Genomic DNA, 12,210 nt, shown 5'->3' with positions numbered 1-12,210 from the left:
TCCTTTCCGAAAATCGACTCCGATTTTCGGGGTCATGCGCAGACGCGTTTAAAGCTCTTGTTTGACTGGGATGTAACAGCCCTCTCGGGCCATGTTCACATCGCGTTTCAGTCGATGCAAGCGGAAATCGGCATCAGCTTTGCCGGCGTAAAAAGGCTTTGCCGGCGTAAAAAGCGGCGGCTTGAAGCCGCCGCCCTTTTGCAAAGTCAATTCGGAATCGGATTTCAGGTGCGCCTGGTCAGCACAAAATTCTGCCCGCTCGCGCTGGTGCAATTGAGCTGGCTTGTGGAGACCATCAGGCAGTTGAAGCTGATCGGCGTCTGGCGGATCAGCGAAGTGCCATGGATCTCGACCGAGGTGCCGCCGGTCATGGTGTAGCTGCCATCGGCAAGCTTCTGGCCGGTGTCGGTTGCGACGGTCGCGAAGCTGCCGCCCTTGAAGGTGGACAAGCCCGTGCCCTGCGCGTCGATCCAGGAGCCTTCAACCCCTTTGGCCGTGATCACCGGCGGCTCGCCTGGGCCGGTTGTGGTGCAGGCCGCCAACGCGACCGTAGCGGCCGCGGCAATGCCAGCCGAAAGCAGTCTTTGCGCGATCGTCATCTTCAAAATCCTCTCCTCTCGCATCGGCCCGAAAATCGATCCGATTTTCGGAAAGCACGATGCTCACATTCAAAGTGCTAGAGCGTACTTTGTGCGTCCAAATGGACGCACGTCGCTCTAGGCCGCTCCTCTTCAATCGCCCGATTTCCGGGCGATTGCAAGCTGGCGGAGTGTCGACGCAACGCTGCTATCGAACGAGGATGTTGCGGAATTGCCACGGGTCTTTGGTGTCGAGGTCCTCGGAAAACAGACCAGGTCGATTGTCGAGCGGTGTCCAGTCGGTATAATAGCTCCTGACCGGCCCGAGATATGGGTTCTGCACGTCGAGGCAGCGCTTGTAATCCATCTCGTCGGCTTCGACGATGCCGGCCTCGGGATTTTCCAGCGCCCAAACCATGCCGGCCAGCACCGCCGACGTGACCTGCATGCCGGTGGCGTTCTGGTAGGGCGCCAGCTTGCGCGCCTCGGCCAGCGACAACTGCGAGCCGTACCAGTAGGCGTTCTTGGCGTGACCGTAGAGCAGCACGCCGAGTTCGTCGATGCCATCGACCAGTTCGTTTTCGTCGAGCACGTGATGCACGGGCTGAGCCTCGCCGGCGGCACCGAACATCTCGTGCAGTGACAGCACGGCGTCGTTGCATGGATGATAGGCGTAATGGCAGGTCGGCCGGTACTGCACCTTGCCCTTCTTGCCGCGCAAGGTGAAGAAATCGGCAATTGAAATCGCCTCATTATGCGTCACCAGGAAGCCGTATTGCTGACCGGGCGTCGGGCACCATGTGCGCACGCGCGTGTTGGCGCCGGGCTGCTCCAGAAAGATCGCGGCCTTCGAGCCGTTCTTGTGTTTTTTGGCGTTCTTCGGCATCCACGTCTCATGCGTGCCCCAACCGAGCTCGGCCGGCTGCAGGCCTTCCGAAATGAAGCCTTCGACCGACCAGGTGTTCCAGAACACGTTCATCGGCTTGGGTTTCTTGGTGCGCTGGGTGTCGCGCTCGGCGATATGGATGCCCTTGACGCCGGCTTTCTTCATCAGCCTGGCCCAGCCTTCGCGATCGTGCTGCGCGGGCTCCGAGAAATCGAGGCCAAGATCTGTGGCGAGGTTGACCAGCGCCTGCTTGACGAACCACGAGACCATGCCCGGATTGGCGCCGCAGCACGAGATCGCCGTGGTGCCGCCTGGGTTCTTCGCGATTTCAGTACGCACCGTCTCGCGCAGCGCATAGTTGGTGCGTGAGGCATTGTCGGCCTTTTCGTCGAAATAAAAGCCGAGCCAGGGCTCGACCACCGTGTCGATATAGAGGACGCCAAGCTTGCGGCAGAGCTTCATGAGTTCGAGCGAGGAAGTGTCGACCGACAGGTTGACGCAAAAGCCCTGGCCGCCGCCATTGGTCAAAAGCGGTGTCAGCAGCTTCTTGTAGTTCTTCTTGGTCACCGCGTCCTGCATGAAGGTGATGCCGCGCTCGTCGAGCAATTTGCGGTCGGTGTCGCGCGGGTCGATGACCGTCATGCGCGACTTGTCGAATTTGAAATGGCGCTCGATCAGCGGCAGCGTTCCCCGTCCGATCGAGCCGAAGCCGATCATCACCACAGGGCCGGTGATCTCACCGTAAACGGGCCAGTTTTCATTCACCATTTATCGATTACTCCCTCAAAAAACGCTTCGGAACAGCGGCTTGGCCGCGGCGCGACAAACCATAGATCATTGTCACAATAAAGCGAAAATCGGACGGCCGGCGTTACGCCGCGCCATCCCGGCTACGGCTCGACCAGACTTGCAAACTCCGGCTTGAAGAGGGCACGTGCCTCGGAGACCGGCAGTTCCAGCAGATCGTCGGCGCAGGCCTGGATGGCATGCGGCAGGGTCTGGAGCCCGAACACCAGAACCTGCTTGTCGCCCTCGCGCCAGAGGCTGGCAGCCAAATTTTCGTCGATCAGATCGTCGATGCCGCATTCGGCTTCGTGATCAATATCGGTCTGATCGCTCGGTTTCTTGCGCCGCTGCTTGACGAAGGAGGCGAGGGAAGGACCGGGCTTGCCATCTATCGTATCCAAGAAAATGTCCTGAAGGCCGAGCAGGACGCCGCGCCGCACATCCATGATGTAGGCGTCCGAATAGTTGGTCGGATGCGCTCCGCCGCAGAAGATGCTGCCGGACTCCCGCCAGCTCATCAGCCGCGGAGTCAGCGAGGTCACTTCGAATGTGCTGTCCTCATAGCCGCCGAGTGTGCCGCCGTTCACACCGTCAATCGGCCCGCCTTCGTTGAAACCGGCATATTGCGCCGCCACGCAGCCCAGTGCGCCGATGTTGGCGCGCCAGTGCCTGTCTTGCAGCAGAGCGTTCGCGGCCTCGATTGGAACGTCGCCGGACAGTTCGACAATGCGCGGCGTGGCAAATTTGGTGCGGGGGTCGACGACATAGCGGTAGGTTGCGTCCGGCCAACCAGTCGTCTTGCCGTTATCGAGCTGAGTGTCCACCCGCAGATAGTCATAAGGGGACGTTTCCATGGTGAGCGGCGTGTCATTGCCGAAGAACTTCATGAAGCTGAAATCGTAGAGATCGAGCGGGCTGCTGGGCTCGTTCTCGGTCACCTGCCGACTTGCGACCCGTTCCAATCTGAGCGGCAGCGCGCTCTTTCCGTTGCAGCTGCCTTCAAGGGTTTTGCCGTTACTGGATGAGGCCAGGCGCCAGACGGCGGCAATCGGCGCAGCCTTTCCGTCATCGCAATTGTCGGCGCCGCATGCCTCCTCCTCGGCCAGTTCGAACTTGCTGCCCTTTGAGACCGGGGCCTGCAGCGGGATGTCGACGCCCCTTCGAGCGGTAGAAATAGCGGCCGGCCAGCGGGCCGCCGGGCGCGGCGGGGTCGCCGGTGAATTCGACGACGATATCGCTCTTTCCAAGCTTGCCGGCATAAGTCACCGGCTCCGCCTCGGCTGCTGTCGACAGTACCAGGATCGCGGCCATTAACGTGACCGGCCTGCTAAGATGCTGGATCATTTTTCCCCCAAGCCGCAAGTTACAGCTGTCTTGCGCCAGCAGTCACGGTCGGCTGTCAGGCCCTTATAGTCAAGTTGTGCCTCGTCCCGCACCTGAGGCTGCTCAGCGAAAAGACACGGCGAGCGCCGCCCCTGGTGCGGATGGCGCATCCGCCCGTTTCAGCGGGTTTTTGTCCTCGGCGCGGCTGTGGAGGCTCGAACCACCAGTTCTACCGGCAGAACGACTTGGCGGGGGGCTTCATTGTCAAGGACCATTCGGGCGGCAAGCCGGCCTTTTCCGATCACGTCTTGTGCGACAGTGGTCATCGGAGGCGTGGTGCGTGCGGATTCAGCGGTGCCATCGAAGCCGACGACCGACACGTGGCCCGGCACGTCTATGCCGCGGCGAACCGCCTCGTCCAGGATCGTGATCGCCTGCCAGTCCGACATGGTCAGGATCGCGGTTGCTTCAGGCGCCCTGTCGAACACCACTGCTCCGGCAGATGGCTCGCCCGGGATCGTCTCGATGATCGGGACATCGTCGATCGACAAATTCGCCTCCGCCAAACCCTGTTTGAAACCGTCGAGCCTTTCATCGTCGAGCGGGAAGCCGGCCAGAAGCGGGCGCGTTGCCTTTCCGGGCATGTGGACAATCGGCGGGCCGGGAGACCGGCGCACCGAAAGGATGGCAAAATGCCGGTGCCCCAGCCCGGTCAAGTGCCGGACGGCAGCAACCGCGCCACTCCTGCCGTCGATCTTTATCGAATTGATGTCGGGACCTGCGTCGCTTTCGAGAATGACGAAGGGCAGACGGCGTCTCTGGACCGAAATTATGAGACCAATGTCGGCGCTGTGACCAAGGATAAAGCCGTCAACCAGGGCATCGCGGATGCTGGCGAAGCGCGTGTTGTCGGTGCCGTTTACAAGGCTGAGCGTCGTTCCAGCCTCGTCGCAGGCGAGCGAAACGCCGAGCACCAGCTCGCGGCCGTATGGGCTTCTCATCACTTCGGAGATGGCGTAGGCGCCAGGCGGCATGAACCCGATGGCATTGAACTTGCCGTCCCGCAGCAATCGTCCTTTCGGATCGGGGCCGCCAAACCCGAGCGCTCGCGCGGCCGCTTCGACGCGCTCGCGCAATTCGGGCCTGACCAGCTCCGGCCGGTTGAAGACGTTGGAGACAGTCCCCCGGGAAACTCCGGCAGCCTTGCCGACATCGGCTAGGGTGGGCATTGGCGATTCACTCGTTTTCCCTGAGGTAGACCATTTTTTGGAGCGCTCCAAGAATTTTAATGACTCAAAACCAAAATAGGGGGATCGTGCTCCTTGGAGCGCTCCAAGAGCATATACTGAGGGTGTTTCTGCGACTGAGACACCGAGAATCGTCACATGGCATGGTCGCAGCTGCCAATGCCCAAGGAGAGGATGATGGCAGAAACCGATGCTTTTCCAGCCTCGCTCGTAGGCAAGACTTTCGACTGCGTTTTCGGCCCCTTCGTACCGCGGCTGACGTTTCTTTCGCCGCAGGAATTGCATATCCAGGCGTCGATCGGGACCACCGAAATCGACGAGGTGGTCAAGGTCGGCCTGACCAGCGTGCGTCCGAATCTGGTGCTCGCGAACTGGACGGAGCAGAGCGGCAATTTCATTGTGCAGTTGCAGGATCACGAGAATGGGATCGTCCATAATTATGCGCGGCTGGCCGATGGGCAGCTCTTCTGTGCTCAGGGCGCCATTCAAGCCGTTCCGGCGTGAGGGGAGGAAAATGCGATGGAACTCGCTTATGACAGTCATCTGCTTGCTCGAATTCTGCTGAGCGTCGCGACCGTGGGTTACGGTGTAGCGACGATCAAAGCCGACTTGAACGCCACCCACGCCACCAATCCACTGTGGACTCCCCATGCCCGGTTTCACGTCGTCTGGCAGGTGCTGAGCTATACCGGGGTGGCGCTGATTGCCCTCGGACTCATCTGGATCAAGGGGCAACTCGAAGCCGAGCGGCTCTATCTCGCCGGCGGATTGGCCGCGGCCATGTATGGGGCATTCTTCGCGGCCATGCTCTCGCGGCCGATCTATGGTGGCGTGCTGTATGACGAGAACGGCTACCCGCCGTTCCGGCCGCCGTTTGGACCGGCGGGCTGGCGGTGGGATGTCAACGTCACCGTCTTTACCGCGATGTCGGCGATCCTGCTGCTGGGCCTGGCTGCGATTTAGGGCAATTCCGGGAAAAGTGTGAGACGGTTTTCCGTCCGGAATTGCGCAAGAACAAAGAGGTGGAGCGGTTCGGCGTTTCCGTGAAACGATGAACTGCTCTAGGACAGCGCCAGCGCCCTAAGCCACGCGACCAGCCGGTCACGATCGGCGGTCATCCCCTTGTAGTCGAGCTGGGCCTCGTCCAGCGCGAGAAGTTGTTCGGCCAAGGACGCTGCGAGCGCCGCACGGTCGCGGTGGCGCTCCAGCACGGCGAGCGGGTCGAGATGGATGCGGATGGTGAAGAGTACGTCGCCCGAAACGGGGAGCTTTCTCAGCGTCTGCCGCTCGACGCGGATAAAGGCATGGGCGTCGATGTCACCGTCCGGGAATCTCGACGGGCGACTGCTGGCGCGGTCGATGCGTTCGACATTGGAGAGCGGATGGTAGAGCGCGTCGCCCGCCTGGATCGACCAGTTGTAGCGCTCGACGGCTTGGCCCTGGAGGCCGTCGAACATGCGGTTGATGAGATCGGCCGGGCGTGTGCCTGGACCGAAACCCGGTACCGGCGCGTGGATCTGCTGCAGCGGCTTGCCGAATTTTTCGGTCAGCGACCATGACGAGGGGAAGCAGAGCGAGCCGGCCGCCAGACGCCAGCCGCTCTCGTCGCGGCGCATCAGGATCAAATCCTCCTGGACGAGCAACGAGGCCGCGACAAGCGGCGCATCGCTGAAAGAAGCTGCGGTGCCTGAGCCTACAAGACTGTCGGTGCCGCCGATCACCACGATCCCGTTGTCGGTACGCCTGTGGGTCCCAGGAAAGTTCGCCGCCAGATGCGCACCGAGCAGATCGAGCACTTCGCGTTGGGCGTCGCGTGTGGCTTGCTCCTCGACAAAAACCTTGTCTGGAATTTCGGCATAAAGCCGGCGTTTCTCGGCAAGATAGGGCAGCAGATATTCGTCGATCTCGATCCATCTATCTAGATTGAGCGGCTTCAGCCCGATGGTGAACAGTTTCGACGAGCCGTCATAGGGTGTGTGGGTCGGTGGGCGGAAACTCATGCTTCTTTGTAGGCTTCCAGTGCGGCGGCGGCCATTCTCGCCGTGAATTCGGTGATTTCGTAATCGGCGGCGCCTGCCTTGGCGAAGGGATCGTCCGCCAGTCTGGCATCGAGCACGTCGTGTGGACCGCGCGCGATGATGATGCCGCCGGTCCTCGGCCGCTTCGGCCCGGAGGCGACAAAAATGCCTTCCGCATAACAGGCCTTCAGCCACTCGACATGCGCTTGCTGCAGGCTATCGATCTCGGTCAGCGGCACCGTATACTTCAGCGAAACCACGAACATTGTTGTCTCCCGATGCTTCAGCCCAGCCGCGCCGGGATCAATCCGCGCAGCGAGTTGCCGACGAACAGCGCCTTGGCCGATTTCAGTTCGCTCCATGTGTAGATTGCTTCGCGGGCGCGGCCTTGATCCAGCAGTTCGCCGCGCAGGACGCCAGGCAGCAGGCCGCAATCGAGCCGCGGCGTGGCCAGCACGCCGTCGCCGAATTCGGCAAAGACATTGGTGATCGTGCCCTCGCAGATTTCGCCGCGCTCATTGGCGAGCAGCACCTCGTCGGCCCGGCCGGCGAGATATTCGGCGCGGGCGCGCGTATAGATTTGTCGGCGGCTGGTCTTGTGGCGCAGCAGCATATCGCTCGAATCAAGCCGCACGCGCGCCAGCTGCACGGTCCAGACCTTGTCTGCGGCGAGCGGCGCGTAGGGCTGCACCGAAACCGCTACATCGCCCTTGCGCGACAGGACGAGGCGAGTGCGCAACGCAATGTGCTGGCGGCCCACCGCATTCATCAGCGCTTCACCGACCCGTTGCGGGTCGCAGCCGAAGCCGAGTTCGTCTGCCGAGCCGTAAAGCCGCGCGAGATGGCGGTCGAAACGGAGGAAACCCGAGCCGGGTTCCCAGCGCATTGTTTCGATCAGTTCGAAATCGGCAGTGTTCCCGTCGCGAAACGGGCTTTCAGCAGACACTCCTGGTACTCCTCTTCGGCTGTCGAATCGAAGACGACGCCACCGCCGACATTGTAGACTGCCTCGCCATTGGCAAAGAGCGAGATGGTGCGGATCGCCACCGAAAAGCGCATCCGGCCGCCGGGGGCGATCCAGCCTATGGCGCCGCAATAGACATCGCGCGGGCCACCTTCCAGCTCGCGCAGGATCTCCATGGCACGGATCTTCGGCGCGCCGGTGATCGAACCGCAGGGGAACAGCGCGGCGAAAATCTGGCGGATGGCGAGGCCGGGCAAAAGTTTCGCCCGCACGCGGCTCACCATCTGGTGGACCGTCGGGTAGCTCTCGATGCGGAAAAGCTCCGGCACATCGAGCGTGCCAACCTCGCTGATCAGTGAGATGTCGTTGCGCAGGAGATCGACGATCATCCGGTTCTCGGCCTGGTTCTTCTCGTCGTTGCGCAAGAACGCTTTCAGGCGATCGTCCTCCGCCTTGGTGGCGCCGCGCGGCGCAGTGCCTTTCATCGGATGCGTCTCGATCATGCCTTCCGCGTCGACCTCGAAGAACAGTTCCGGCGAACGCGACAAGACGATCGGATCGCCAAGCGCGACCAGCGCCCCATACTTCACCGGCTGGCGTTCGGTCAGCGCGTTGAAGGCGGCCAGCGGATCGCCCGACCATTGCGCGTGGACCGGAAAGGTCAGATTGCCCTGGTAGCAGTCGCCCTTGCGGATGTGGTCATGCAGCCTGGCAAAGCGTTTGGCGTAGTCGTCCGAGGACCAGGCCGCCTTAGCGTCGAAAATCGGGCCGTTGGTAGCCGGCAGATCGCCTGGCGCGACCGTCTCTTCGACCGGCGGGTCGAACACGCCGAGGCAGAAAAGCGGTGCGCGGCGGCCGGCTGGCAGTAGCGGAACGAGCTTGGGCTCGAGCAGGTAGCCGGCCTCGTAGGAGAAATAGCCGGCCAGCCATTTGCCGCCATCATGTGCAGCCTGCGCGGCTTCAAGCGCCGGCAAAAAGTCCGCCTCGCCATGCGCCGAGATGATCTCGGCCGGCCGGTCGAAAACGAGCTGACGCGCGGTCTCGTCGTTCCGGAAAATTGCAAAGGGCAGGGGCAGGGACATAAGGCTCGGATGCTGCGGTCACCAGCGATCGATCTATATGGGGGCTCGACCGTGCGCAATCGAGGGAACGGCGTCTCAAGACGCAAAGGCGCGGCGGGGCAAAAACAAAAGCGGCGCCCGAGAGCGCCGCCTTGTTCCAAATGCCGCCTTGCGATGGATCAGGTGTTGCTGGCTTCCCCCGCGGTCGGGAAGCGGCGCGCAAATTCCTTTTCGTCGCCGGCGGCAAGCAGTTTCGCCTGCTCGATCCAGCGTTCACGTTCGATGCGGCCGTCGAAATTCAACGTCGCCTCGATCCGCCTGACATCGTCGGGCGTCCAGGCGGCGATCTGGGCATAGGTCGTGACCCCAAGCCCTTTGAGCAGCCGCTCGTTGGTCGGGCCGATGCCGATCAGGCGACGCAGATCGTTGGCTTTGCCCGCCGCTGCGGTCGTTGCGTTGCCGGTCGCGGCTTTCTTTGCCGCCGGCGCAGCCTTGCTTGCCGCTGGCGCAGGCTTTTTTGCCGCTGGCGCAGTCTTGGGTGCGGCGCTCGCTTTCGATGCAGCCGGCTTCGGCGTTGCCGTTTTCGCCGCACTTGTGCGTGGCGCGGTCGCAGCCTTGGCCGTTGCAGATTTCTTCGGCGCCGATTTGGCCGGCGCGGATGTCGACATCAGGGTTGACGGTGCCTGCATCGCCGCCTTGGTCGCGCCGGCCTTGGCGGCTGGCGCCTTGGCTGTTGCCGCCTTCGCGGTTGGCGCCTTGGCGGCCGGCGCCTCGCCCAGCCGCCGCTCGAGGTCGGCGCGGGCGCGGCCGCATGCATCCAACTCACCGGTCAGACGGTCGCTATCGGCCCGCAATCTGTCGCGTTCGCTGCGCGTGCGGTCGAGATCGCCGCGCAAACTGTCGAGTTCGCCACGCAGGCGTCCCCAAATGAACCAGCCAACCAACACACCTACCAGGAACGCCAGGAGCATGTAGAAAAAAGTGCCCATTGTCTTTCTCTCTCCAGTCCGATCCGTCCGCCCTGGCCTGTGGAGCCATGACCTCGGCGAAGGACCATTCGATGGTGGTTCCGCAATTTGCAGAACAGCCGGCTTCGATCGAGCTGTCGGCGACCGGTTTGCCCCTGGCCAACAACCGTTGTCGCATCCGCCGACGCGCCATGACCGGTCGGGACTTTCCGACCGGATCCATTCGTGCCCGGCTGAGCTTGAGGGCGGACGCTATCATACAGCTTACGGGAATCTAACGGAAAACTTCCATGGAAAGTTATTTAAGAACAAATATCCAAGACAAGAATAGAACCATCGTCAATATGCATTGCAGCTAAACTGTTCTGGAAAACCCGGTCACCCGGTGTTGCGCATCACCCAGTGTTGCGCATCACTTGTCCAGTGCTTCCAGCTCGTCGATCAGTCCGCTGATCACACCAAGCCCGATCTGCCAGAAGGCAGGGTCCGCCGCGTCAAGGCCGAACGGCGCCAGAAGCTCGGAATGATGCTTGGTGCCGCCGGCGCGCAGCATGGCAAAATATTTCTCCTGAAAGCCGCGCTCGGCGTTCTGGTAGACCGCGTAGAGCGAGTTCACCAGGCAATCGCCGAATGCATAGGCATAGACGTAGAAAGGCGAGTGGATGAAGTGCGGGATATAGGTCCAGAAAACCTCGTACCCCTCGCGTAGCTTGATCGCCGGCCCGAGGCTTTCCGCCTGCACTTCCAGCCAGAATTGGCCGAGCTTGTCGGAGGTCAATTCGCCGCTCTTGCGCTCGGCATGCACCTTGCGCTCGAACTCGTAGAAGGCGACCTGGCGCACGACCGTGTTGATCATGTCCTCGACCTTCTGGGCGAGCATGGCCTTGCGTTCGCGCTTGTCGGTGGTCTGCTCGAGCAACGAGCGAAAGGTCAGCATTTCGCCGAACACCGATGCGGTTTCGGCCAGCGTCAGCGGCGTCGACGCCATCAGGGCGCCCTGGCCGCCGGCCAGCACCTGGTGCACGCCGTGGCCGAGCTCGTGCGCCAGCGTCATCACGTCGCGCGGCTTGCCCATGTAGTTGAGCAACACATAAGGATGCGCCGAAGGCACGGTCGGATGGGCGAAGGCACCAGGCGACTTGCCGGGTCTCACCGGTGCATCGATCCAGTTGCGGTCGAAGAAAGTTCTGGCGATCTCCGCCATGTCGGGTGAAAAGCGCTGATAGGCGGAAAGCACGGTGTTCTTGGCCTCGTCCCAGCCGATGACCGCCTGCGGGGTCTCCGGCAGGGGCGCGTTTCGGTCCCAATGGTTCATCACGTCCATGCCGAGCCAGCGCGCCTTCATCGCATAATAGCGATGCGACAGGCGCGGATAGGCGTCGCGAACCGCCGCGGCGAGTGCGTCCACCACGCTGCGTTCGACGCGGTTGGCGAGATGGCGGGAATCGGCAATGTCCTCGAAGCCCCGCCAGCGGTCGGAGATCTCCTTGTCCTTGGCCAGCGTGTTGGTAATCAGCGTGAAGACGCGCAAATTCTTGCGGAAAGTTGCGGCCAGCGCTTCGGACGCCCGGCGGCGCACCTCGCCGTCGGCGTCCTGCAGGCGATTGAGCGCCGGCTCAAGCGTCAACTCCTCGCCGTCGAGGCCGAAGCGCAAATCGGTCATCGTCTCGTCGAACAGGCGGTTCCAGGCCCCGCGCCCGGTGATCGACTTTTCGTGGAAGAGTTGCTCGATGCGGTCTTCGAGCTGATAGGGTTTGTCCTTGCGCAGATCGAGCACCCAGGGCCGGTAGTGGGCGAAGGCCGGATCGGCGGCGAGTGCGTTTTCGATCGCGCCATCGTCGATGAGGTTCAGCTCGAGCGCGAAAAACAGCAGGTGCGCGCTGGCATCGGTCATCTTTTCCTGGATGTCGCCATAGAGCTTGGCGCGCTGCGGATCCGACGTGTTGCCGGCATAGACAAGCCCGGCATAGGAGACGATCCGGCCGATCAGCTCCTCCAGCGCTTCATAGGCCTGGAGCGCCTCGCCCAGCCTGCCGGCGCTGCCACGCCCGGCCTCGGCGGCGAGCGTGCCTTTCCAACGGCTCTCGAAGGCGATGGCATCGGCGGCGGCCTTGGCGATGTCGCGCTTCAACTCGGGCGCTTCCATGCCCGAATAGAGATCGGCCAGATTCCATTCCGGCAGGTCGCCAAGCTCCGCCACGCCCTGACCGGACGCCGCCGCCAGCTTTCGAGCAAAAACCATGCGCATTGCCGATCCTTCCAGACACGAAAATTCGAGGAAACGAGAAGCCGGTCAAATCCTAAGGAATTCATTCACCGGGTTTTTTGAAAGCTTATTTAGAACCCTGTGCCAAGATGATCCATAGGGCGCATTCTTGG

At 62.1% G+C, this 12,210-nt stretch carries 13 protein-coding genes; 2 read left to right on the top strand and 11 right to left on the bottom strand.

What is annotated here, in order from left to right:
- Window positions 1–224: 224 nt before the first annotated feature.
- From omp10 to NKG95_RS11595, 5 genes are all read right to left on the bottom strand, one after another.
- A complete protein-coding gene (omp10, locus tag NKG95_RS11615; RefSeq protein ID WP_023720183.1) occupies window positions 225–599 on the bottom strand; it encodes an outer membrane lipoprotein Omp10 in 375 nt (124 codons plus the stop codon).
- Between the two features lie 187 nt (window positions 600–786).
- Window positions 787–2,232, bottom strand: a complete 1,446-nt coding sequence (locus tag NKG95_RS11610; RefSeq protein ID WP_023720184.1) for a homospermidine synthase — start codon at window positions 2,230–2,232, stop codon at window positions 787–789.
- A gap of 122 nt (window positions 2,233–2,354) precedes the next feature.
- Window positions 2,355–3,188, bottom strand: coding sequence for a hypothetical protein (locus NKG95_RS11605; protein WP_352790796.1), 834 nt, complete (start codon window positions 3,186–3,188; stop codon window positions 2,355–2,357).
- 127 nt (window positions 3,189–3,315) lie between these two features.
- A complete protein-coding gene (locus NKG95_RS11600) occupies window positions 3,316–3,561 on the bottom strand; it encodes a hypothetical protein (RefSeq protein WP_353040669.1) in 246 nt (81 codons plus the stop codon).
- A gap of 191 nt (window positions 3,562–3,752) precedes the next feature.
- Complete coding sequence (locus NKG95_RS11595; protein WP_352494711.1) at window positions 3,753–4,802, bottom strand: LacI family DNA-binding transcriptional regulator; 1,050 nt, start codon at window positions 4,800–4,802, stop codon at window positions 3,753–3,755.
- Between the two features lie 195 nt (window positions 4,803–4,997).
- Here NKG95_RS11595 and NKG95_RS11590 point away from each other — a divergent pair, with 195 nt between their 5' ends.
- The gene (locus tag NKG95_RS11590; RefSeq protein ID WP_353040668.1) at window positions 4,998–5,324 is read left to right on the top strand and encodes a MoaF-related domain-containing protein; all 327 of its coding nucleotides are present in this window, start codon (window positions 4,998–5,000) and stop codon (window positions 5,322–5,324) included.
- 15 nt (window positions 5,325–5,339) lie between these two features.
- Complete coding sequence (locus NKG95_RS11585; RefSeq protein ID WP_031194347.1) at window positions 5,340–5,783, top strand: DUF6640 family protein; 444 nt, start codon at window positions 5,340–5,342, stop codon at window positions 5,781–5,783.
- A 98-nt stretch (window positions 5,784–5,881) separates the two neighbouring features.
- On the opposite strand, the gene NKG95_RS11580 is transcribed toward NKG95_RS11585, so the two are convergent.
- From NKG95_RS11580 to NKG95_RS11555, 6 genes are all read right to left on the bottom strand, one after another.
- Window positions 5,882–6,820 (bottom strand): heme-dependent oxidative N-demethylase family protein, encoded by a 939-nt coding sequence (locus NKG95_RS11580; protein WP_352481946.1) that lies wholly within the window; start codon window positions 6,818–6,820, stop codon window positions 5,882–5,884.
- Entirely contained in the window at window positions 6,817–7,104 is a 288-nt protein-coding gene (locus tag NKG95_RS11575; RefSeq protein ID WP_353040667.1) for a YciI family protein, read from the bottom strand. The genes NKG95_RS11580 and NKG95_RS11575 overlap by 4 nt, the downstream gene beginning before the upstream one ends.
- 17 nt (window positions 7,105–7,121) lie before the next feature.
- On the bottom strand, window positions 7,122–7,784 hold the full coding sequence (locus NKG95_RS11570; protein ID WP_031194348.1) for an aminotransferase class IV family protein: 663 nt from the start codon (window positions 7,782–7,784) through the stop codon (window positions 7,122–7,124).
- Window positions 7,733–8,884, bottom strand: coding sequence for an aminodeoxychorismate synthase component I (locus NKG95_RS11565; RefSeq protein WP_353040666.1), 1,152 nt, complete (start codon window positions 8,882–8,884; stop codon window positions 7,733–7,735). The genes NKG95_RS11570 and NKG95_RS11565 overlap by 52 nt, the downstream gene beginning before the upstream one ends.
- 158 nt (window positions 8,885–9,042) lie before the next feature.
- Entirely contained in the window at window positions 9,043–9,852 is an 810-nt protein-coding gene (locus NKG95_RS11560) for a helix-hairpin-helix domain-containing protein (protein WP_353040665.1), read from the bottom strand.
- 391 nt (window positions 9,853–10,243) lie between these two features.
- The gene (locus NKG95_RS11555) at window positions 10,244–12,079 is read right to left on the bottom strand and encodes a M3 family oligoendopeptidase (RefSeq protein WP_353040664.1); all 1,836 of its coding nucleotides are present in this window, start codon (window positions 12,077–12,079) and stop codon (window positions 10,244–10,246) included.
- Between the last annotated feature and the right edge of the window lie 131 nt (window positions 12,080–12,210).

Source organism: Mesorhizobium sp. M1423 (assembly GCF_040317575.1).
Taxonomy (GTDB): Bacteria; Pseudomonadota; Alphaproteobacteria; order Rhizobiales; family Rhizobiaceae; genus Mesorhizobium.
This window is presented reverse-complemented; position numbering and strand designations above follow the sequence as displayed.

What these genes read in the sequence shown, in the direction of transcription:
- omp10 (WP_023720183.1), bottom strand. Translation starts at nt 599, where the DNA reads ATGACGATCGCGCAAAGACTGCTTTCGGCTGGCATTGCCGCGGCCGCT.
- NKG95_RS11610 (WP_023720184.1), bottom strand. Translation starts at nt 2,232, where the DNA reads ATGGTGAATGAAAACTGGCCCGTTTACGGTGAGATCACCGGCCCTGTG.
- NKG95_RS11600 (WP_353040669.1), bottom strand. Translation starts at nt 3,561, where the DNA reads ATGGCCGCGATCCTGGTACTGTCGACAGCAGCCGAGGCGGAGCCGGTG.
- NKG95_RS11595 (WP_352494711.1), bottom strand. Translation starts at nt 4,802, where the DNA reads ATGCCCACCCTAGCCGATGTCGGCAAGGCTGCCGGAGTTTCCCGGGGG.
- NKG95_RS11590 (WP_353040668.1), top strand. Translation starts at nt 4,998, where the DNA reads ATGGCAGAAACCGATGCTTTTCCAGCCTCGCTCGTAGGCAAGACTTTC.
- NKG95_RS11585 (WP_031194347.1), top strand. Translation starts at nt 5,340, where the DNA reads ATGGAACTCGCTTATGACAGTCATCTGCTTGCTCGAATTCTGCTGAGC.
- NKG95_RS11580 (WP_352481946.1), bottom strand. Translation starts at nt 6,820, where the DNA reads ATGAGTTTCCGCCCACCGACCCACACACCCTATGACGGCTCGTCGAAA.
- NKG95_RS11575 (WP_353040667.1), bottom strand. Translation starts at nt 7,104, where the DNA reads ATGTTCGTGGTTTCGCTGAAGTATACGGTGCCGCTGACCGAGATCGAT.
- NKG95_RS11565 (WP_353040666.1), bottom strand. Translation starts at nt 8,884, where the DNA reads ATGTCCCTGCCCCTGCCCTTTGCAATTTTCCGGAACGACGAGACCGCG.
- NKG95_RS11560 (WP_353040665.1), bottom strand. Translation starts at nt 9,852, where the DNA reads ATGGGCACTTTTTTCTACATGCTCCTGGCGTTCCTGGTAGGTGTGTTG.
- NKG95_RS11555 (WP_353040664.1), bottom strand. Translation starts at nt 12,079, where the DNA reads ATGCGCATGGTTTTTGCTCGAAAGCTGGCGGCGGCGTCCGGTCAGGGC.